This window comes from Streptomyces sp. bgisy027, from assembly GCF_057710365.1.
Genome location: NZ_JBYIVZ010000096.1, coordinates 1 through 16,683, shown reverse-complemented (window position 1 = coordinate 16,683; position 16,683 = coordinate 1). Strand labels below are relative to the sequence as shown.

Sequence of the window (16,683 nt, the reverse complement as noted above, 5' to 3'; positions counted from 1 at the left end):
TGGCAGGTATCGGCCGGTCGATGATGGACGCCGGTCCGCCCTGGCGGCGAACCGGCCTTCCCTGCCCCGCTCCGCAGGAACTTCGTTTCCTCCCCGGCCTGAAGGCCGGGGTATCCACGAAGGAGAGACCCGATGAACTCGCCCCTCACCCCCTCGAGCCCCACCCCGCATGATCCGGCAGCCGAGAACATGGAGCGCCAACGAAGAGCCATCGCCGCCCTTGGCCACGAACTGCGGCTGCTCGTCGATGCCACCGTCCGCACCACAGCCTCCCCGGCAGCCCTGAACCACCTGGCAGACCGCGTCCGCGCCCTCACCGGACAGCTCACTGGCCACCGTCGCCGACCTGCCGACATCCCCGAGGTGGACGAATTCCCAGGCGGGGTACGGATGTACAGCCCTGTCACCGGAGCCGGCAGCCCCCTCGCTCCCCCGATGCGGGTGACCCCCGTCGACGGCGGCGTGGTGGGACGGTGTCGCCTCGGCATCGCCCACGAAGGGCCACCCGGCTACGGCCATGGCGGCGTCAGCGCCATGCTCCTCGACGAACTGTTCGGATGGGCATGCGCCGCGGCCGGAAGACCGGGCATGACCATCTCACTCGGGACGCGCTACCAGGGCCCGGTTCCGCTGGAGACCCCGTTGCTGGCAAGCGCCCGCGTCACGGGAACCGACGGCCGCAAGACCTTCGTGACAGGTTCGATCACCACGGAAACGGACCCCTCCACCGTCCTCGTGGAAGCGGACGGCATCTTCGTCGCGCCCGGCCTCGACATGGCCCGTGCCCGCTTTCCGGCCCTCGGCAGCATCACGTCAGTCCTGCCCGATGAGGAGATGACACAGCCCTGAGAAGGTGACCGGACCGGCCGGCCCTGGAGCCGGGCTCCGACGGCATCAGCCGGTGATCACCGCGTCCCGTCGGTTCCACTCGCTTCCGCGTGCGGCCTGGAGCATGAAGGCGGCGACATCGACGCGGCTGATCCTTGGGGCGCCCTTCATCTGCATGCGGTCGGCGACACGGTAGGTGCCTTTGGCCGAGCCGTTCGTCAGGGCGGTCGGGTAGACCAGCGTCCAGTCCGGGCCGCTGGCCCGTATGCGATCGTCGGCGATCTCCTTGCTCGCGTAGACCCGCTTCAGCATCGTGCGGTACATGGTTTTCTGCGTGACGGTCGCCGACTCGAAGGTCTCCCCCACCCCGAAGAACGACATCCACACCAGGCGGGAGACGCCCTGCTGTTGGGCGGCGCCGAGCACGGCCGCCGAGGCACGGTCGAAGAGCCCGTGGGGATTGAGGGACCTGCCCCGGCCGAGAGCGGGGACGATGGCGTCCTGCCCGAGCGCGGCGCAGCGACATCACGTTGCGCGGTGGCATCTCCCGCGACCACGGTGATCCGGCCCCGGCGTCCGCCAGAGCGTCCGGGTTGCGCGCAAGGGCTGTGATTGTGTCACCGGAGCGCAGTGCGAGGTCGACGAGGTGGCGGCCGGTGGGGCCGGTTGCGCCGAGGACAAGCAGTTTCATGGCTTGGCCTGCTCTCCGTGCGTGCTTTCGTCCTGGGTCGTCGAGCAAGAGGTCAGACGGTCCCGACGGCCGACGGCCGACGGCTGTCCGGATGGCCCCTCGGCCGCGTCCGGCTCTGCCTGCCGCAGCGCGACCTCCTTCACGAACACCGCCGCCACCAGCGCGACCACGGCGGCCACGGCGGCCACGGCTCCGAAGAGGAAGGCCGAGTGCGTGCCGGAGGAGACCGCGTACTGGTACGCCTCGCGCGCCTGCTCCGGCAGCTCCGCCAGGCTCGCGTCGTCCAGCCGTGCCCACTGCTCGGTGACCTCGCCGCCCAGCGCGCCGGCCTTCTCGGCCATGACGTCCTCAACCCGACCGGTGAACAGCGCGCCCATGATCGCTACGCCGAAGGAGGAGCCGAGCGTGCGGAACAGGGTGGACGAGGAGGATGCCACGCCCATGTCCTTCGTCTCGACGCTGTTCTGCGCGACCAGCATGGTGACCTGCATCAGGCAGCCCAGGCCCAGACCGACGACCGCCATGAAGCATCCCGACGTGAGCCGGGCGGTCTCGGTGTCCCTCGTGGACAGCAGGTACAGGCCGACGATCATCAGCGCGCTGCCGGCGACCGGGAACACCTTGTACCGGCCGGTGGGGCCGAGACGGCTACCTCACGGTGGCCGCCGTCTGGACCTGCGTACCTCTCGCCAGCCGTGGCCCGACAGCGTCCGCGATACCGCGCTGCTCAGGCCGCCGCTGGCTGACGTCACCAATCCGTAAGCCTGCCGCCGCGTGCCCACTGGGCCCATCGGCTTTAGAGTCTCAGCCGAACCCGATCACAGGAGCCGTCATGCGTGCCCGCACTCTCCTCCCGGCCGTCCTGGCCGCCACTCTGTTCGCCGTCACAGGGTGCGGCTCCGACAGTGGTACCGATTCCGGCGATGCGGCCCAGGTCGCCCCGTCGAAGACAGCGTCCGCCGAGCAGGACTCCGCGGGCTCGGGCGGGGACGACAGTGGGACACCGGTGCCCGAGGCACTGCGGTTCACGGGCACCACCGTGGACGGCAAGCCGTTCGACGCCAAGACGCTTGCGGGCAAGCCCGCGGTGCTGTGGTTCTGGGCCCCGTGGTGCCCCAAGTGCCGTGCCCAGGCTGCCGAGACCGCCAAGGTGGCTGCCGAGTACCAGGGCAAGGCCGGCGTCGTCGGCGTCGCCGGCCTCGACAAGAACGCCGCCATGAAGGACTTCGTCTCGCAGACCGGCACCGGTTCCTTCCCCCACCTCTCCGACGAGGCGGGCGAGGTGTGGAAGCGGTTCGGAGTCACCGAGCAGAGCCGCTACGTCATCCTCGACAAGGACGGCAAGACCGTCTACGAGGGCGTGCTGCCCGCAGGTGAGGGGCTGGCCGAGAAGGTCGCCGGGCTCACCGGCTGAGTGCGCCATGGCCGACCTTCCTCTGGCTCTCGCGCTCAGCGCGGGCATGCTCGCCGCCGTCAACCCCTGCGGTTTCGCCCTGCTCCCTGCCTACCTGTCGCTGCTCGTCCTCGGCGACGACTCCCCCAGCCGTCCGGTCGCCGTCGGCCGGGCGCTGATCGCCACCGCTGCGATGACGGCTGGATTCGCCGCGCTCTTCGGCGTCTTCGGCCTGGCCGTCCAGCCCGTGGCGGGCCAGGTGCAGAAGCACCTGCCCTGGTTCACCATCGTCTTCGGACTGCTCATGGCCGGCGCCGGTGCCTGGTTGCTCGCCGGACGTCAACTGCCTTCCCTGGCACCCAAGTTGCGCCGCGCCCCGGCCGTGACCCGTTCGCTCCCTTCGATGGCCCTGTTCGGGATGGCGTACGCGACCGCCTCTCTGGGCTGCACCATCGCCCCGTTCCTCGCCATCGTCGTCTCCGCCTTCCGTAGCGGCTCGACGGGTGAGGGCATCGCCCTGTTCGCCGCCTACGCCGGCGGCATGGGCCTGATCGTCGGTGCCGCCTCGCTGACCGTCGCCCTCACCCGCACCAGTGCGGTCATACGCCTGCGCCGTCTCGGTGCCGTCGCGCCCCGGCTCGGCGGCGCACTGCTCGTCTGCGTGGGCTCGTATGTGGCGTACTACGGCTGGTACGAGATCCGCGTCCAGCGCGACCCCGCCACCCAAGACCCGGTCATCGACGCCGCGGGTACCGTCCAGCGCACCATCGCCGAGTCCCTGGACTCCCTCGGCCCCGCGGCCATCGCTGTCGTCTCCGCGGCGCTGCTGGTCACGGCGGCAGCGCTCAGCCGCCGTCGGCGGACCCGTCGGTCACTTGGTACGGAACCCGGCGGGCGCCAAGCTCCCGACCGCGCTTGCTGAGATGGCCGATCTTCAGGCCGTGGGCCCCGGCGGACGACCGACCGGGGGGAGAGGGGCTTCAGGCAGCCCTCAGGCGTGAGGATGAAAAGCCCCTGGAATATCTCCTCACGTTCCGGGGCGGGCTCATCCCGGCCACGGGGCGGCGCATCCGCCCGCTGGGGTCACAGAGCGTGGACATCTCGGCGCCCGGGGAGGTTGCGTTCGACGTGGTGGCCGGGCCATGTCCGGGCCGTACCCGGCGGGCGATGCGGGAGAAGCCGAACGTACTGGAGCGCGGGAGCGATCTGGTGCCGGCCGAGCACTTCACCCCCGTCGCGGCGGGCGGTTGACGGCGGTCACCGTGGAGACCGTGCGTTTCGCTCGGTCCCGAGCTCATCGACTGCCGGCTGATCCGTGGCCCGGTGCCGCACGTGACCGAGTCCTTCGTCCTGAGTGAGCACGAGCCGGGGGCGCGCTTGGTGTACGAGGGGGAGCTGGGCACCGACCTCTGGCGGGCCGGAGCCCGGCGGGGCGAGGGGGCCGTTCGCCGGGAGGCGACCGTCACCGGATCGCTCGCCACGGTCAAGGAGGAGGCGGAGCGCCGAGTCCGGCACTGACCGGTGGCGGCCGTCAAGGAGTCTCCCGGCGGCCGAGCGAGGCGAGGGCTGCGGTCACGGTCCTGCCCAGATCGCGTGCGTCTGCTCCGGCGCGGGAGCGGAGGTTGACGCCGTACGCGAGCAGTGCCAACAGGTCGGCGGAGGCGCCGGGGTCGTGGTCGGGCGTGAGCTGGCCCTGGGCTTCGGCGGTGAGGAGCGCCGCGAGCAGGGCGTTCCGCAGCTCCTGGTGGTGCCGGTCCAGGAGAACACGCACCTCGGGATCGCTGTTCTCGGCTCCGGCATGCGCGTTGGAGACCATGCAGCCCCAGCGGGCGTACTCGCCCGAGCAGCGCGCCTCGATCAGCCCGGAGAAGAACTCGGAGATGGCCGGCAGTCCCCGCTCGTCCTTCGAGAGTCGCTGAAACACCGGATGGGACTTCTGCTCCACGTAGCGGTTCAGCGCGGCGCGGTACAGCTCCTGTTTGCCGCCGAACGTGGCGTACAGGCTGGAGCGGCTGAGCCCGGTCGCGGTCACGATGTCCTGAATGCCGGTCGAGGCCGCTCCCCGCATCCAGAACAGGCGGACCACGGTCTCCAGTGCCGTGTCCGGGTCGAAGTGCTTGATGTCGGCCATGCCCCACCCAACTTGAAACGAGGGTTCCAGGATAGCGGTCGCCACGCTATCTTGAAACGGTCGGTCCAAGATCAGGGGCTGGCCCAACCCACTGGAGGACCATCCATATGAGTCTCAACGCCGAGCTGCACGCCTTCTACGAAGCCCGCCGGGAGCAGATCCCCGCCGAGATACGCGAGATCATGCGCCGGGCCGGACAGGAGCTGGCCGACTCGGGCCAAGCCGACCGGGCCCTGGCCGTCGGCGACCGGGCCCCACGCTTCAGCCTGCCGTCGGCCACCGGGCAGACAGCGGCCCTCGAGGAGTTGCTCACCGAGGGTCCGGTCGTACTGTCCTTCTACCGTGGCGCCTGGTGCCCGTACTGCAACATCGCCCTGCGCGCCCTCCAGCAGCACCATGCCGACATCACCGCGCGCGGCGCCCGTCTGGTGGCCGTCTCCCCGCAGATCCCGGACGAGTCCCTCTCCCTGACCGAGAAGCACGACCTGGCCTTCGACGTCCTGAGCGACGTCGGCTCCGACACGGCCAAGCAGTACGGCCTCGCCTTCGACCTCCCCGATGACCTCGCCTCCGTGTACGACAGGTTCGGCTTCGACCTCCAGCGCGTGAACGGTGGCCATCCGCGCACCCTGCCTCTGCCCGCCACCTACGTCATCGACCGCGCAGGCATCATCCGCTGGGCCTTCGTCGACGCCGACTACACCCGCCGCGCCGAACCGGCCGACATCCTCACCCACCTCGACGCGCTGGACTGACCCGCCAGGACAGCGGTCAGCAGTCGGCGGGACGAAATGCGCGCCAGCAGCCCCGTACTGCGACCTGTCCGTACGTCGGGCGCCACGCACTCCCCGGACCGGTGGCGCAGGGTATACCGCGCTGCGACGACGACCTGCATCGCGGCGGCCGGACGCCGGAGCACCGGCCGGGGGCGGTCGGGCATGCTGCCGCGACGCACCCCGACGGCGGTGACCGCGACGGCAGGCACCATCCATGTGGCGAGCGTCGCGGCCCGCACCGTGCGGCTGGGTTCGTGCCGCAGGACGAGCCAGGTCTCCAGAGCGCGGCGTCGGCGGGACTGTCGGTGAGCTCGCATACGAGCACGGACGCGGCCTACGGTCCTTCCGCGTACCTGATGAGGTGTCCTGCATTCACCGCAAGCGGCCCCGTGAGGAAGGTCAGCGCGCTCACCGATCAGCGCACCGGTGGGCCGTGGCGTCGTTTCCGAACCCGACGCCACGGTGCCCTGCTCCGCTCCCGTCGTCAGTCAGTGCCAGTCGCTGATCCTGACGTCGTCGGGCGCCGGCCTGCCGTGCCCGGTCTCCACGAACTCCTTGAGGCTCATCAGGAAGATCGCCCACTTCGTACTGCAGTGGTGCATGAACTCGACGGGCTCGCGCCAGCCCTCGTGCTTGAACAGGACGATCGTGTACCCGTCGCGTCGGCTGAGGCTCCAGTCGATCTCGGTCCCGATCCACTCCGCGGGGCCGTCCGTGACGCGCCACCGGACCCGGTCGGCCGGGTCGAGCTCCAGGATCTCCATGTCGAAGCCGCCGACGTCGCCGAACCGGAACGCCAGCGTGCCGCCGACCTCGCTCTTGCCGGTGGTGTCGGTCGTCCACCAGCCGGCGATGCCCTCGGGCGTGGCGATGGCCCGGTAGACGTCGTCGAGCGGCGCGACAGTGCCGATCCGATGCAGAATGTCGACCATTTTCATGCTCCTTCGGGCTTGTTGCGGGTGCGTTCGATCGCTTCCGCGATGCTTTTGATCCGGCGCAGTCGGGCGTCCCAGGTGGCGCCGACCGCGGCCAGTTGCGCTGCGGCGCGGGCGAGCTGCGTCTCGTCGACCCGGTAGCGCCGTTCGCGGCCGGCCGGCTCGGCCCGGACCAGCCCGACCCGGTCGAGGACGGCAAGGTGTTTCGACACGGCCTGCCGCGTGACGGGGAGGCCCGCACTGAGCGAGGTGGCCGTGCCGGGTCCGGACGCGAGGAGCAGGTCGATCAGTGCGCGCCGGGTCGGGTCGCCGATCGCCGACCACAGCTCGTCGTCCACGCGCGTGCTCATGGGGTCGACACCAGCCGTGCGACGTACGCGCCCAGCCGGGGGATGTAGTGGTCCCAGCCGCTCTCGTGATCGCGGTACTGCTCCTCGAGGACGGCGACCTCCCAGCCCATCTCGCGGAACCCGGTCTCGGTCATCCGCACCAAGGTCCCCTGCGGTGTCGGCACCAGGTCGAAGGTGACCAGCAGTGAGTCCCCGCCACGTCCGGCGCCGGAATAGCACCACCGGAACGAGAACCGCGACGGCGGGTCGACCTCGACGACGGTGAGCGCGACGGTCATCGTCTCGCCGGTCGCCTCGTCACGCCAGAAGAGCTCACCGGGCGCCCCTGGGGCCGGCTCGAACCGGGCCTCGTCGGGCCACCACTCCCGCATATGCTCCGGTCGGCTGATGACCTCGAAGACCACCTCGGGTGATGCGTCGACGTGGATGTCGCGCTCGATGCTGCCGTACTCCATACGCCCGACCTCTTTCGCAACCTTTGGTTGCATGTCAGCGTACGCCGAAAACCCCCCACACGCAACCAGTGGTTGCACATCAAGCTGATGAAGCTCTGCGTCGAGGAGATCGCCCCGGACGGCCGACTCATCCCGTTCTGCGCCTACAACTCCGTCGGCTCCCGCGAGCAGATCCGAGCGGCGACGTCCGGTGTCCCCGTTGCCGACGTCACCCCCAACGCCCTGCCCCTCGCCAACGCCAACGCCAACGCCAACGCCACGGTGTCCGGGTGGTCGGCGTGGACTACTCCCCGGCCAACACCGCACTCGCCCAGGGCGCCTCCGCGGCCAGGGGTCTTACCGAGCAGGTTGCCTTCACCACCGGCGACACCGAGCATTTTCCCTGCCGGGACGGAGCGTTCGACGCGGTGGTGGGCGAGTGCGCCCTGTGTGCCTCCCCGGCAAGGCGAAGGCCGCCGCTGAGTTCGCCCGAGTCCTGAAACCCGGCGGCCGGGTCGGCGTCACCGACGTCACGGCCGCCCCGACCGGCCGCCGCCCGAACTCACCACGCTCGCCGCGTGGATCGCCTGCATCCCCGAGGTCAGGTCCAGACACGCACGATGGCTGCCGCCGTCGGTCAGCTCCAGGAGCCCCGTCATCCCGTAGCGACACTGGTCTTGAGCCGGGCGAAGACCACGGTGTTCTCGGTGTACCTCTTGCGGGCGTGGTCGTAACTGCCACCACAAGTGATCAGACGCAGCTGGGCGTCGGGCGTATCGGCGTAGACACGGTCATCGGGAAAATCGTCACGCGGGAAGTTGTCGATGGCATCGACGACGAACGTCGCCCTGGTGCCGTCCTCGCGGACGATACGGATCTTGTCGCCCGGAGACAGAGTGCTGAGGCGGGCGAAGACAGCGGGCGCGGCCTTGGTGTCGAGGTGGCCGGCGACGATCGCGGTGCCACGCTCCCCCGGGGAGGGACCGGCGGCGAACCAGCCGACCAGGTTCGTGTCATCAGGCGGAGGCGCATTCAGCCGCCCGGAACGGCCCACGGCCAGGTCGGTGAAGGGCGCATCCACATCGATGCTCGGAATGAGCAGACGCGTGGGCGCCGCGGGAGGCAACGAGCGGCTGAGAGCCCTACTCCCGGTACCGGCATCGCCTCGTGGCGGCGCGGACGGATGGACCACCAGCGCCGCGTTGGGCACCGAAGGACCCCCGGCCGACTCAACCCAGCCGAGCCCGAACACGGCCACAGCCAACGGCATGAACACAGCGAGCAGGAGGCGCGGCGGCATCCCTGCCCTCCAGGGCATCGCCAGGTCCACCAAGGAACGGATCTTCATGCCGCAGTGCACCCCAGTCAGCAGATTCTGAGCACCAATCGATTCGGCGCGGTCCAGCGTGCAGCCTCTGCTGCTGCGGATGAAGCGACCCGGCCACACGCCGGACCGCGCCCCTCCTCAGAGTCAGGCAGCGTTACCGGCGAAGCGCCGGCGCAGCATGTACGCTCCGGCCCCCAGGCCGCTCAGGAGCGCCAGCGCTCCGACTGCCGTCGAGTCGGAGGAAGCCAGCCCGCCGCCGCCGGTGTGCATGCTGCCCTTCGGCTTCTCCTCGTGCCCGTCCTTCTCGTGCTCGCCCTTGTACTCGTCCTTCTTGTACTCGTGGTCACTGCCGAAGGAGTGCTCGTCCTTCTCCCCGTCCTCACCCTTGACGGTGGCCAGCATCCCGCCACCGGTGTGCATGCTGCCCTTCGGCTTCTCCTCGTGCCCGTCCTTCTCGTGCTCGCCCTTGTACTCGTCCTTCTTGTACTCGTGGTCACTGCCGGAGTGCTCGTCCTTCTCCCCGTCCTCACCCTTGACGGTGGCCAGCATCCCGCCACCGGTGTGCATGCTGCCCTTCGGCTTCTCCTTGTGCCCGTCCTTCTCGTGCTTGTCCTTGTACCCGTGGTCGCTGCTGTAGGACTGCTCGTCCTTTTTCTCCCAGTCGTCGGCATCGGCGGCGTAGGCGCAAGGGGCGGCGATCGCGAGGGCTGCTGTGGCAGTGGCTACGGCGAGGAGCGTGCGAGCAGAGCGCATGGATGAATCCTTCCGTCGCAGCCCGCGCCGACTGACAGGCTGTCAGCTCGTACTCACGCGGCGGCGACCTCGCCACCGTCAGCCAGATCTGTGCAGCCCACCACTCGGGCCGGGTATACGGGTGAACGGCTGCGCTGAACGCAGCACGGCCCGTGTGAAGCCCACACCGTCGCCTCCTTGAACTTCCGTGACACAGCCGGGCGCAAGGCGTCCCTGGCATGATCGCTTCCTATCCCCTGGTCATGGCCTTTGCCTGCGCCTGCGTGCGACTCGTACGAGTGCCGACCTGGCTGCTTCGCGGCTGGCGGTGACAGCCGGACCGCGTACGGCTCTTGTCCGGTCACCGGTGCCGGCCCCGGATCTCCTCCGGCTCCACAAAGCCGCTCTCGTCCCGGCCGGAGGCGAGTAATCCAGTGGCGGGTGCAAGAGGTCCTAACAGCGGCGTTGGACATGGCAGTGGGTGATCAGGCACGTGGCGAGGCCGAGAAAGACTTCGAGAGTGTCGTTGCTTCGTTCCCAGTGGATCCACAGGCGGTCGAAGCGCTCGGGCCGGAGCCGTGTGCCTCGCCCCGTTAGGCGATCACCGGGCGGATGGCGCGTCGCCACAGCAGACGGCGGTGCTTGTCATGGTCGGCGAGAGGCGCGTCAGGCCGGTGTCTGGGGCGGCCGACGATGCCGGCCGCGGGGGCCTTGTCGAGTAGGGGCAGAGCTGGGTGATGTGTTGCGGCTCCGCCGGTCAGCGACACTGCGAGCGGGATGCCAGGGAAAAGGACCGCCGCACGGATCAGGCGTGGCGAAGCATCAGCAAGGCGGCGTCGTCCTGCAGGGGGCCGCTGACGTGCTGGAACAGGTCCTGACGCAGCACCCTCAGTGCTGTCTCCGGGTCGCGGCCCTTGAGCAGGTGAGCGCGTTCGGCGAGGGGGTAGAAGCGACCTTCGGCGTCGCGTGCCTCGGTGAGCCCGTCGGTGTAGAGCAGAAGCTCGTCGCCCGAGCGAAAAGGGGCACAGTACGGCTTGGGCGGCGACGTATTGTGAACCCCCAGGCCGAGCGGCAGCGCGTAGGAGTCGGGCTCCGGCCAGGTCAGGACGCCGTCAGCGTGCATGAGCAGGGGTGCCGGGTGGCCGTAGTTGAGGAATGTGACGTTCTCGTCCACCACCTCGGCGAGGACGGCGGTGACGAACTTCTCGTCGTCCAACTGCCGCTCGAGCGCATGCTCGAGGGCACGCTCAAGCCGGGATCCCACGGCCGCCAGGTCGGCTTCGTCCAAGCACGCTTCACGGAAGGCTCCCAGGACCACGGCCGCAGTCTCCACGGCTTCCAGCCCTTTGCCCTGCACATCGCCCACGATCACCCGCAGGCCGTGCGGTGAGGCAATGACTTCGTAGAGGTCCCCGCCGATGCGTGCCTCAACGACCGCGGACATGTAACAGACGGCCAAGCGCACCTTCCCGGCCGTGCGGGGCACCGGTCTCAACAGTGCGCGCTGCGCGGTCTCAGCGATGGAACGCACATGGTCCAGTTCCGCCTCACGTTCCTGCCGGAGGGACACAGCGAGCAGGCCCGCCGCGGTGACACCCAGGACGGAGGCGATACTCGTCAAGCCGCGTTGTGTGTAAAGCAGGCCGTTGTACCAGCCCAGAGTGGCGCACAGCAGCAGCGCCAGTCCGCCGACGGCCGCGGTGCGACGCCAACTGCCCACCAGGGGAGCGAATGCGGGTCCCAGTGACACCAACGGCAGGAAGACAACCGCGGGTCCGACAGCGAGATCAGCCACTGTGACAACGGCCATCACAAGGAACGGCAGCGAGGACAGCAAAGTGGCCCGGCAGTTCTCCGGCCTCATGCTGTGTACCCTTCTCACGGCCCGGCCCCGTCCGCGTCGCAGCTTCCCGGCCGCGACGCACAAGTTCCAGGGTGGCATCCACACACCGTCTCCCCTTCTCGAACCAAGATAGGTGTCGGGAGCTTCACGATCTCGACAGGCAGCGGGTGCGAGTCGTGGCTGGAGTTGGATGAGCGGCCGCCGGCCGGGCTGTGGTGGGATCCCTGGCTCCAGTGACGCGCTCGACACCCCATGTCCACGCCCCGTCATCCAGCGGCAGCGATCCAGCCGCAGTCCACGTCATTACAGATGTCGCCACCACCGTCCCCGACCGCGGACAGCACCGCCGTGCCCAGCGTCCACGCCCAGCTCAGACGACGCTGCCTGCTGCCCGCCCCACTCCTGCCCCATGACGGCGATGCCTCCGTCGCAGTGCTCGGCACCGCCACCACCGCCCGCGGGGCGGTACATCTCCTCGGTCGACCTGTGCCCCATCCACTCGGCCAGGTCTGTGACCGGGACGCCGTACATCCCTGTCGCGTCCACTTCGGGCAGCTTCTCGAAGAGTGTGCGCGGACGCGTCGGCGTTGCATCGGCCGTGTGTGGTACGCGCTCGGCCCCCCGTAGCAGATACCCCTCCATGGTCGTGCCGGGCTTCTCCTCGTAGCGGTCGATCGCCTCCCGTACCGAACGGGGCAGCGGCACCTCCCGTAACTCCCCCACCTTGAGATGCCACAGCACACCCTCGGCAGCCGGACGGTCACCGCGGTCAGCGCGGACCTGTCCAACCACCCATCCGACCGCAACCAGGACCTGCTGCGGGGCAGCCAACTGGAGATGAACCGCCGCATCGCCGCCACCGAGCGCCGCCGGGGCGTGCGCGAGACCCGGCCCGCGCCGACGAAATCGCCGACCGCGCCGTCGCGTTGTGGCCTGCCCCGCTGCGCGGAGTCTGCCGCGGAACGCAAGCGCGACTGGCGCCTCGTCCACCAGGTCCTCGCCGCACTCCTCCACGGCACATGGACCAACAACCCCGGAGTGGCAACGCGTGTCGCGTGCACACCTCCGGGGGGCAAGGTCTCCGACGGCTACCGGTGGCGAAGCCCCTGGAAACGGGAAGCGATGCGGGTGCTCGCCGGCACGGACGACGAGCGGGCGGACGGTGAGGACACCGCTCAGGACGCAACCGCTGGAACGCCCGGAGAGGAGACCCGCGCCGAGGAGACCCGCGCCGAGGGTCTCTTCCGCCAACTCGGCGCGGACGACTCCCCTGAGACGGTGGAAGCGGTCCGCGCGCTCTTCGCCTGCTGGGGACCACCGGGCGGCTGGATCGGCCTCGGCGTCGGGGACGTCAGATGAGCGCGTACCTCATGCTCGGCAAGGCGGGCGACCCCGGCCGTGGCATCGGGCCGATGCCTCTCTACCTCGGTGCCGCGCGCGGGGAAACCGCCGACGTGGTGTTCCAGTACATGGCCGCGTAGGAGCCGTTCACCGACCGCACACCGTACTCGCCGGTCTTGATCCTTCCCACCCTTTCGTTCCAGGGTCAGGTTGCTCGATCTGTCGCCACAACGCCCATCGCCCGCGGTAGCGTCCTGCTCGGCCTGCCCTCGCGCGTATGACGAGCCGTCGCGCTGCGGAGCCTGCTCAGGCTCCGTCCCAAATTCCCAACCGCTTGAGCCTGCGCTGCCGGAGCCGCTCCAGGACAGCCGTGAGACCGAAGACCACGCCCACGGCCAGTCCCGCGAACCCAGCGAACAACAGGTCGTCGGACTCCTGCTCATCCGACAGCGCCAGACAGAAAAGCGTGAAGGGCACAGCCGCACAGAGACCGGCGCCGAGAGGGCGCCGGGCCACCCACTTCTGGATCCGGGTCGGGCGCCGCTGCCCACCCAGAGCCCGGTCCAGAGCCCAGAACGCATCAACAAGTGACCGCTGCCAGTTCGCCACCGCGGCAGGATACGGCAGCTGACGAGCCGGGCCACTACCGGGCAACCGCCATCCCTCCGGGACCGTCGTCGCGGGCGTCCCCGCCCCGGGGCGGACTCAGAAGACACGAGGCCAGGGCCGTCATCACCCCACCTTGCCGGATGCCGAAAGCAGCCGTGCCGCCCCTCTGCCGTCCCCGGTGGGTGAGAGGCAAAGCCCTCTCAGTCATCATGACCAGCCGGAGCCCTGCCGTTCCGAGGCCCGCAGACAGTGACAGCTGAAGGGAGGGTCGGAAACGCGTGTGGCTGGGATGTTGGGCCTTGCTCCGGCCGAACCGGCCCCCTGAGCCAATCCAGGGGCCGGCATGGGCAGTGCGCGTCTGGGGGCTCGGCTGTGTCCTGCTGGGGATCTCCTTCGCCGTGGAGACAGTCACTTTGATGACCGGCGGGGAACCGGGCCGGCCGACGGATGTGTTCCGGTGGGTTGCTGGGCCGCTCGCGGACGGCTCGACGTGGCGGCCCTTGCTGCCCGGCGATGGCAGGGCCACCGGGCCCGGAGCGTGACAGGCGGACGGCAGGCGTGAGACCAGCCGCGGGAGAGCGGCCGCAGCGTCAGCGACGAGCCTTGAACCGGTCCAGCGCGGCGACGCCGAGGGCAGCGAGGCTGATCTGTATGGCCAGTTCGATCCAGTCGATGCCCTTGGTGTCAGACACGTCGAAGGCCGCCGCAACGCCTGTGCCGACGAATGCGGCCGCGATGCCGACGAGGATCGTCCACAGCACGCCGATGCGCTGGCGTCCGGGGACAACGAGCCGCCCAAGGATGCCGATGACAATGCCGATCACGATGGCGCTGATGACACCTGAGATTTCCATGGCTGCCCCTCATTGAAAGCCCGTGTACCTCAGATGTGCCCCGAGGGGCGCGGCACAGTCTCCTCCGTTTCTTGGGTGTGCGGCACCCAGACGCGCTCGAGACCCGCTTCCAGGTCGTCGAGGGCCTGCCGCGCGGTGGCGATGCGCGCATGGAGGTCGGGGGCGGGGCCGTCCGCCGAACGGGTCGGCCGGGGCGCGCGTTGCCCGCCCAGCGGCCCTTCGTCGCGCTGTTCCCGCTCCAGTTCGCGGGCCTCCTCCAAGGAGCTGATGACGACGCCGATGAGGACGTTGACCAGGACGAAGGAGGCCAGCAGCACATAGGAGGCGAAGTAGAAGATGCTCCATCGCGAGATCTCCAGACCCACGTGGACCGCGTCGCCGAGGCCGTCCAGAGTCATCAGCAGGAAGAGGGTCAGGACAGCACGGCCGATCGATCCGTACTGTTCGGGGTCGTCGTCGGCGAAGAAGACCCAGCCGACCATGGCGTAGACGTACAGCAGCAGGGCGCCCACCATCAGGAAGCTGACGGTTCCCGGCAGGCTGCGGGCCACTGCGACCATGACGATGCGCAGCTGGGGCAGGAAGCGGGCTGTGCGCAGGACGCGGGCCAGGCGCAGCAGCCGCAGGACGGTGGTGTTCTCGCGGATGACGGGCAGGAACGCACAGGCCACGATGGCCAGGTCGAACAGGTTCCACGGATCGCGGAAGAAGTCGCGGGGGCGGTCTGCGTGGGCGCCCGCGCGCAGGGCTATTTCGACGGTGAACGCGGCCAGGCAGCCATGCTCGGCCAGGCGTAACCACCAGTGCCACTCCATCCACCAGGCCCTGATACGTCTCCGCGCCCAGCAGGGCCGCGTTGGTGAGGATCAGGATGAAGACAGTGAGAGCGAACCAGCGCGCTTCGGTGACGGCGCGGCAGCGGCGCGCGAGTTCCTGACGGGTGGAGAAGGCGGCCCGGCCGGCCGTACGGTCGTGCGGATCCGGCATCCTGCGGTCCGTGCTCCTTGACGCGGGAGTTGGTCTCAGCCAACCGGACTGGAAGGGGGGCTTGTTGAGCGATCACGCTCCAGGAGAGACTTCTACAGCACCGTAGATTCCCGCGTGTCACCGGCCCGCCGATCGACCGCCGTCACCCCCCCGAGGAGAGCACACCTGATGTTCGGCTTGAGCGAGCTGGCCCTGATCCTTCTCGTGGTCGTCGTGGTCCTCGGGATCAAGAAGCTGCCCGAGCTGACCCGGTCGGCAGGCAAGGCAGCCCGGATCTTCAAGAGCGAGACCAGAGCACTCAAAGGGCCGGACGCCACCGAAGGTCCGTCCGGCACCGGGCAGGCCGGCTCCGGCGGGGCAGCCACGCGGGACGATCCGTCTGCGCGTTCGTAGCAGCCCGCGGCATCCACGGTGCCCGCCGGTCGTTGCTGCTGCTTGTCGCTCCAGCCCTCTGGCTGAGCGAGACCCCACGGCCACTGGGCGACCCTCTCTGGCCAAGTCCCCGTCCTCTGGCGGATCATGACGTCCGTGCGAAGCCGGTTCACACCCTCGAACCGGCGGTGGCGAGGAACGCGCCCACGCCCGCTTCCGCCGGGACGAAGGTGATCTGCCCGGCGGGGATATGCGGAGCGCCGAACCGGGTTGTGAGTCTCGGCGAGAAGGCTGGTGAGCAGTCCGGAGTCGGTGTCGCTGATCAACCCGGGCCGCTGGCACGAAGACGGCGTCCGCGCGGAGGGACCGTCGCCACCGTCGAAGCGGCACCGCCCAGACCGCCCGGCTCCCAGGCCCCCGCAGCGGCAGCGGCAGCGGCAGCGAGGGACGGTTCGGCCAGCATCCCGATTACCAGCGAGGTGACGCCGGTGCCCAGCTGAGCACCGGAGAGCTGGAGGATCAGCCGACGTACGGTCCGCGGCACGCGGGCCAGGCTGAGGAGGAGGGCCACCAGGAGCAGCAGGACCTCGGTCACCGTGCCGCCTACAACCTCATGCGGGCGGAAATCGGCACGGCCGGACCCGGAATCGCTTGGCCGCCATCGCAAAAGACAGGCAAAGCACCGAGTTCAAGGCTCTGACCAGCCTCGCTCGAGGATGCTTTTCGGTCTTTCCCGCCCCACCTCCCGGCACACGCCTTGGAGCACCCGCGGCAGCCATATCCTTCTACGAGTCTGTAGAGGGAACGTGCTGCTGACAGGGGTTGCCCTCGCTGCACGCCCGCCTTTCACCTGCTCTCACGACGAAAGAGGACGCATGGCTTCGGTGGACCTGGACAAGGTGCTCGACAAGGCGTGGGCCGACAAGAGTCTGTCCGAGATCCTGGCAGCACCGGTAGGCGCGCTGAAAGGGGTCTCGGACCGCGACGGAGAGCTGTTAGAGGAGGCGTTCGGGGTCAAGACCGTCGCCGACCTGGCCGACTTGAAGTACGTCCGCTGGGCGCAGGCACTGGCTGCCCTCG

General features: G+C 69.5%; 23 protein-coding genes and 3 pseudogenes. 11 read left to right on the top strand and 15 right to left on the bottom strand.

Annotated elements, in window-relative coordinates; genetic code table 11:
• Window positions 1-132 precede the first annotated feature (132 nt).
• Window positions 133-849 (top strand): PaaI family thioesterase, encoded by a 717-nt coding sequence (locus AC3ETA_RS46755; RefSeq protein WP_432198992.1) that lies wholly within the window; start codon window positions 133-135, stop codon window positions 847-849.
• Between the two features lie 45 nt (window positions 850-894).
• Here AC3ETA_RS46755 and AC3ETA_RS46750 read toward each other — a convergent pair whose 3' ends face one another.
• Both AC3ETA_RS46750 and AC3ETA_RS46745 read right to left on the bottom strand, forming a co-directional pair.
• Entirely contained in the window at window positions 895-1,323 is a 429-nt protein-coding gene (locus AC3ETA_RS46750) for an NAD(P)-dependent oxidoreductase (protein ID WP_432198993.1), read from the bottom strand.
• Between the two features lie 192 nt (window positions 1,324-1,515).
• A pseudogene (locus AC3ETA_RS46745) lies at window positions 1,516-2,154 on the bottom strand (hypothetical protein); the annotation flags it as partial.
• 197 nt (window positions 2,155-2,351) lie between these two features.
• Here AC3ETA_RS46745 and AC3ETA_RS46740 point away from each other — a divergent pair.
• From AC3ETA_RS46740 to AC3ETA_RS46725, 4 genes are all read left to right on the top strand, one after another.
• Complete coding sequence (locus AC3ETA_RS46740; RefSeq protein ID WP_432198991.1) at window positions 2,352-2,933, top strand: redoxin family protein; 582 nt, start codon at window positions 2,352-2,354, stop codon at window positions 2,931-2,933.
• 7 nt (window positions 2,934-2,940) lie between these two features.
• Window positions 2,941-3,834, top strand: coding sequence for a cytochrome c biogenesis CcdA family protein (locus AC3ETA_RS46735; RefSeq protein ID WP_432198990.1), 894 nt, complete (start codon window positions 2,941-2,943; stop codon window positions 3,832-3,834).
• Between the two features lie 170 nt (window positions 3,835-4,004).
• The gene (locus AC3ETA_RS46730) at window positions 4,005-4,163 is read left to right on the top strand and encodes a hypothetical protein (RefSeq protein ID WP_432198989.1); all 159 of its coding nucleotides are present in this window, start codon (window positions 4,005-4,007) and stop codon (window positions 4,161-4,163) included.
• A gap of 81 nt (window positions 4,164-4,244) precedes the next feature.
• A complete protein-coding gene (locus AC3ETA_RS46725; protein WP_432198988.1) occupies window positions 4,245-4,430 on the top strand; it encodes a hypothetical protein in 186 nt (61 codons plus the stop codon).
• Window positions 4,431-4,443: 13 nt separating this feature from the next.
• Here the strand turns inward: AC3ETA_RS46725 and AC3ETA_RS46720 are convergent, their stop codons facing one another.
• Window positions 4,444-5,043, bottom strand: coding sequence for a TetR/AcrR family transcriptional regulator (locus AC3ETA_RS46720; RefSeq protein WP_432198987.1), 600 nt, complete (start codon window positions 5,041-5,043; stop codon window positions 4,444-4,446).
• Between the two features lie 107 nt (window positions 5,044-5,150).
• On the opposite strand from AC3ETA_RS46720, the gene AC3ETA_RS46715 reads away from it, so the two are divergent.
• On the top strand, window positions 5,151-5,798 hold the full coding sequence (locus tag AC3ETA_RS46715) for a peroxiredoxin-like family protein (RefSeq protein WP_432198986.1): 648 nt from the start codon (window positions 5,151-5,153) through the stop codon (window positions 5,796-5,798).
• Window positions 5,799-6,307: 509 nt separating this feature from the next.
• Here AC3ETA_RS46715 and AC3ETA_RS46710 read toward each other — a convergent pair.
• The 3 genes from AC3ETA_RS46710 to AC3ETA_RS46700 are packed head-to-tail and all read right to left on the bottom strand — an operon-like array spanning window position 6,308 to window position 7,559.
• Entirely contained in the window at window positions 6,308-6,751 is a 444-nt protein-coding gene (locus AC3ETA_RS46710; RefSeq protein ID WP_432198985.1) for an SRPBCC family protein, read from the bottom strand.
• 2 nt (window positions 6,752-6,753) lie between these two features.
• Entirely contained in the window at window positions 6,754-7,104 is a 351-nt protein-coding gene (locus AC3ETA_RS46705) for an ArsR/SmtB family transcription factor (RefSeq protein ID WP_432198984.1), read from the bottom strand.
• A complete protein-coding gene (locus AC3ETA_RS46700; protein WP_432198983.1) occupies window positions 7,101-7,559 on the bottom strand; it encodes an SRPBCC family protein in 459 nt (152 codons plus the stop codon). The genes AC3ETA_RS46705 and AC3ETA_RS46700 overlap by 4 nt, the downstream gene beginning before the upstream one ends.
• 269 nt (window positions 7,560-7,828) lie before the next feature.
• Between AC3ETA_RS46700 and AC3ETA_RS46695 the strand changes: the two genes are divergently transcribed.
• The gene (locus AC3ETA_RS46695; RefSeq protein WP_488187674.1) at window positions 7,829-8,038 is read left to right on the top strand and encodes a methyltransferase domain-containing protein; all 210 of its coding nucleotides are present in this window, start codon (window positions 7,829-7,831) and stop codon (window positions 8,036-8,038) included.
• A 30-nt stretch (window positions 8,039-8,068) separates the two neighbouring features.
• Here AC3ETA_RS46695 and AC3ETA_RS46690 read toward each other — a convergent pair whose 3' ends face one another.
• From AC3ETA_RS46690 to AC3ETA_RS46670, 5 genes are all read right to left on the bottom strand, one after another.
• Window positions 8,069-8,197: a hypothetical protein gene (locus AC3ETA_RS46690; protein ID WP_432198981.1), complete on the bottom strand. Its 129-nt coding sequence runs from the start codon at window positions 8,195-8,197 to the stop codon at window positions 8,069-8,071.
• Window positions 8,194-8,886: a class F sortase gene (locus AC3ETA_RS46685; RefSeq protein ID WP_432198980.1), complete on the bottom strand. Its 693-nt coding sequence runs from the start codon at window positions 8,884-8,886 to the stop codon at window positions 8,194-8,196. The genes AC3ETA_RS46690 and AC3ETA_RS46685 overlap by 4 nt, the downstream gene beginning before the upstream one ends.
• A 123-nt stretch (window positions 8,887-9,009) precedes the next feature.
• Window positions 9,010-9,618, bottom strand: a complete 609-nt coding sequence (locus AC3ETA_RS46680; protein ID WP_432198979.1) for a hypothetical protein — start codon at window positions 9,616-9,618, stop codon at window positions 9,010-9,012.
• 784 nt (window positions 9,619-10,402) lie between these two features.
• Window positions 10,403-11,461: a PP2C family protein-serine/threonine phosphatase gene (locus AC3ETA_RS46675; protein WP_432198978.1), complete on the bottom strand. Its 1,059-nt coding sequence runs from the start codon at window positions 11,459-11,461 to the stop codon at window positions 10,403-10,405.
• A gap of 282 nt (window positions 11,462-11,743) precedes the next feature.
• Complete coding sequence (locus AC3ETA_RS46670) at window positions 11,744-12,145, bottom strand: hypothetical protein (protein ID WP_432198977.1); 402 nt, start codon at window positions 12,143-12,145, stop codon at window positions 11,744-11,746.
• 24 nt (window positions 12,146-12,169) lie between these two features.
• Here AC3ETA_RS46670 and AC3ETA_RS46665 point away from each other — a divergent pair, with 24 nt between their 5' ends.
• Together AC3ETA_RS46665 and AC3ETA_RS46660 are read left to right on the top strand one after the other, a co-directional pair.
• Window positions 12,170-12,799 (top strand): hypothetical protein, encoded by a 630-nt coding sequence (locus tag AC3ETA_RS46665; RefSeq protein WP_432198976.1) that lies wholly within the window; start codon window positions 12,170-12,172, stop codon window positions 12,797-12,799.
• Window positions 12,796-12,921 (top strand): hypothetical protein, encoded by a 126-nt coding sequence (locus AC3ETA_RS46660; protein WP_432198975.1) that lies wholly within the window; start codon window positions 12,796-12,798, stop codon window positions 12,919-12,921. The genes AC3ETA_RS46665 and AC3ETA_RS46660 overlap by 4 nt, the downstream gene beginning before the upstream one ends.
• 166 nt (window positions 12,922-13,087) lie before the next feature.
• Here the strand turns inward: AC3ETA_RS46660 and AC3ETA_RS46655 are convergent, their stop codons facing one another.
• The 3 genes and pseudogenes from AC3ETA_RS46655 to AC3ETA_RS46645 form a co-directional block, all read right to left on the bottom strand.
• Window positions 13,088-13,390: a hypothetical protein gene (locus tag AC3ETA_RS46655; RefSeq protein ID WP_432198974.1), complete on the bottom strand. Its 303-nt coding sequence runs from the start codon at window positions 13,388-13,390 to the stop codon at window positions 13,088-13,090.
• A 590-nt stretch (window positions 13,391-13,980) separates the two neighbouring features.
• Complete coding sequence (locus tag AC3ETA_RS46650; protein ID WP_432198973.1) at window positions 13,981-14,244, bottom strand: GlsB/YeaQ/YmgE family stress response membrane protein; 264 nt, start codon at window positions 14,242-14,244, stop codon at window positions 13,981-13,983.
• Window positions 14,245-14,273: 29 nt separating this feature from the next.
• Window positions 14,274-15,231 (bottom strand): annotated as a pseudogene (locus tag AC3ETA_RS46645) (ion transporter).
• A gap of 168 nt (window positions 15,232-15,399) precedes the next feature.
• On the opposite strand from AC3ETA_RS46645, the gene AC3ETA_RS46640 reads away from it, so the two are divergent.
• Window positions 15,400-15,624 (top strand): twin-arginine translocase TatA/TatE family subunit, encoded by a 225-nt coding sequence (locus tag AC3ETA_RS46640; protein WP_432198972.1) that lies wholly within the window; start codon window positions 15,400-15,402, stop codon window positions 15,622-15,624.
• Between the two features lie 343 nt (window positions 15,625-15,967).
• Here AC3ETA_RS46640 and AC3ETA_RS46635 read toward each other — a convergent pair.
• A pseudogene (locus tag AC3ETA_RS46635) lies at window positions 15,968-16,198 on the bottom strand (hypothetical protein); the annotation flags it as partial.
• Between the two features lie 280 nt (window positions 16,199-16,478).
• On the opposite strand from AC3ETA_RS46635, the gene AC3ETA_RS46630 reads away from it, so the two are divergent.
• Window positions 16,479-16,683, top strand: a 205-nt coding sequence (locus AC3ETA_RS46630) for a hypothetical protein (protein WP_432198971.1), incomplete at its 3' end; no start/stop codon positions are given.

Bases quoted from the DNA above. Each gene is read 5' to 3' on its own strand.
- AC3ETA_RS46755 (WP_432198992.1), top strand. From the start codon at position 133: ATGAACTCGCCCCTCACCCCCTCGAGCCCCACCCCGCATGATCCGGCA.
- AC3ETA_RS46740 (WP_432198991.1), top strand. From the start codon at position 2,352: ATGCGTGCCCGCACTCTCCTCCCGGCCGTCCTGGCCGCCACTCTGTTC.
- AC3ETA_RS46735 (WP_432198990.1), top strand. From the start codon at position 2,941: ATGGCCGACCTTCCTCTGGCTCTCGCGCTCAGCGCGGGCATGCTCGCC.
- AC3ETA_RS46720 (WP_432198987.1), bottom strand. From the start codon at position 5,043: ATGGCCGACATCAAGCACTTCGACCCGGACACGGCACTGGAGACCGTG.
- AC3ETA_RS46715 (WP_432198986.1), top strand. From the start codon at position 5,151: ATGAGTCTCAACGCCGAGCTGCACGCCTTCTACGAAGCCCGCCGGGAG.
- AC3ETA_RS46710 (WP_432198985.1), bottom strand. From the start codon at position 6,751: ATGGTCGACATTCTGCATCGGATCGGCACTGTCGCGCCGCTCGACGAC.
- AC3ETA_RS46705 (WP_432198984.1), bottom strand. From the start codon at position 7,104: ATGAGCACGCGCGTGGACGACGAGCTGTGGTCGGCGATCGGCGACCCG.
- AC3ETA_RS46700 (WP_432198983.1), bottom strand. From the start codon at position 7,559: ATGGAGTACGGCAGCATCGAGCGCGACATCCACGTCGACGCATCACCC.
- AC3ETA_RS46690 (WP_432198981.1), bottom strand. From the start codon at position 8,197: ATGACGGGGCTCCTGGAGCTGACCGACGGCGGCAGCCATCGTGCGTGT.
- AC3ETA_RS46685 (WP_432198980.1), bottom strand. From the start codon at position 8,886: ATGAAGATCCGTTCCTTGGTGGACCTGGCGATGCCCTGGAGGGCAGGG.
- AC3ETA_RS46680 (WP_432198979.1), bottom strand. From the start codon at position 9,618: ATGCGCTCTGCTCGCACGCTCCTCGCCGTAGCCACTGCCACAGCAGCC.
- AC3ETA_RS46675 (WP_432198978.1), bottom strand. From the start codon at position 11,461: ATGAGGCCGGAGAACTGCCGGGCCACTTTGCTGTCCTCGCTGCCGTTC.
- AC3ETA_RS46665 (WP_432198976.1), top strand. From the start codon at position 12,170: ATGCCACAGCACACCCTCGGCAGCCGGACGGTCACCGCGGTCAGCGCG.
- AC3ETA_RS46660 (WP_432198975.1), top strand. From the start codon at position 12,796: ATGAGCGCGTACCTCATGCTCGGCAAGGCGGGCGACCCCGGCCGTGGC.
- AC3ETA_RS46650 (WP_432198973.1), bottom strand. From the start codon at position 14,244: ATGGAAATCTCAGGTGTCATCAGCGCCATCGTGATCGGCATTGTCATC.
- AC3ETA_RS46640 (WP_432198972.1), top strand. From the start codon at position 15,400: ATGTTCGGCTTGAGCGAGCTGGCCCTGATCCTTCTCGTGGTCGTCGTG.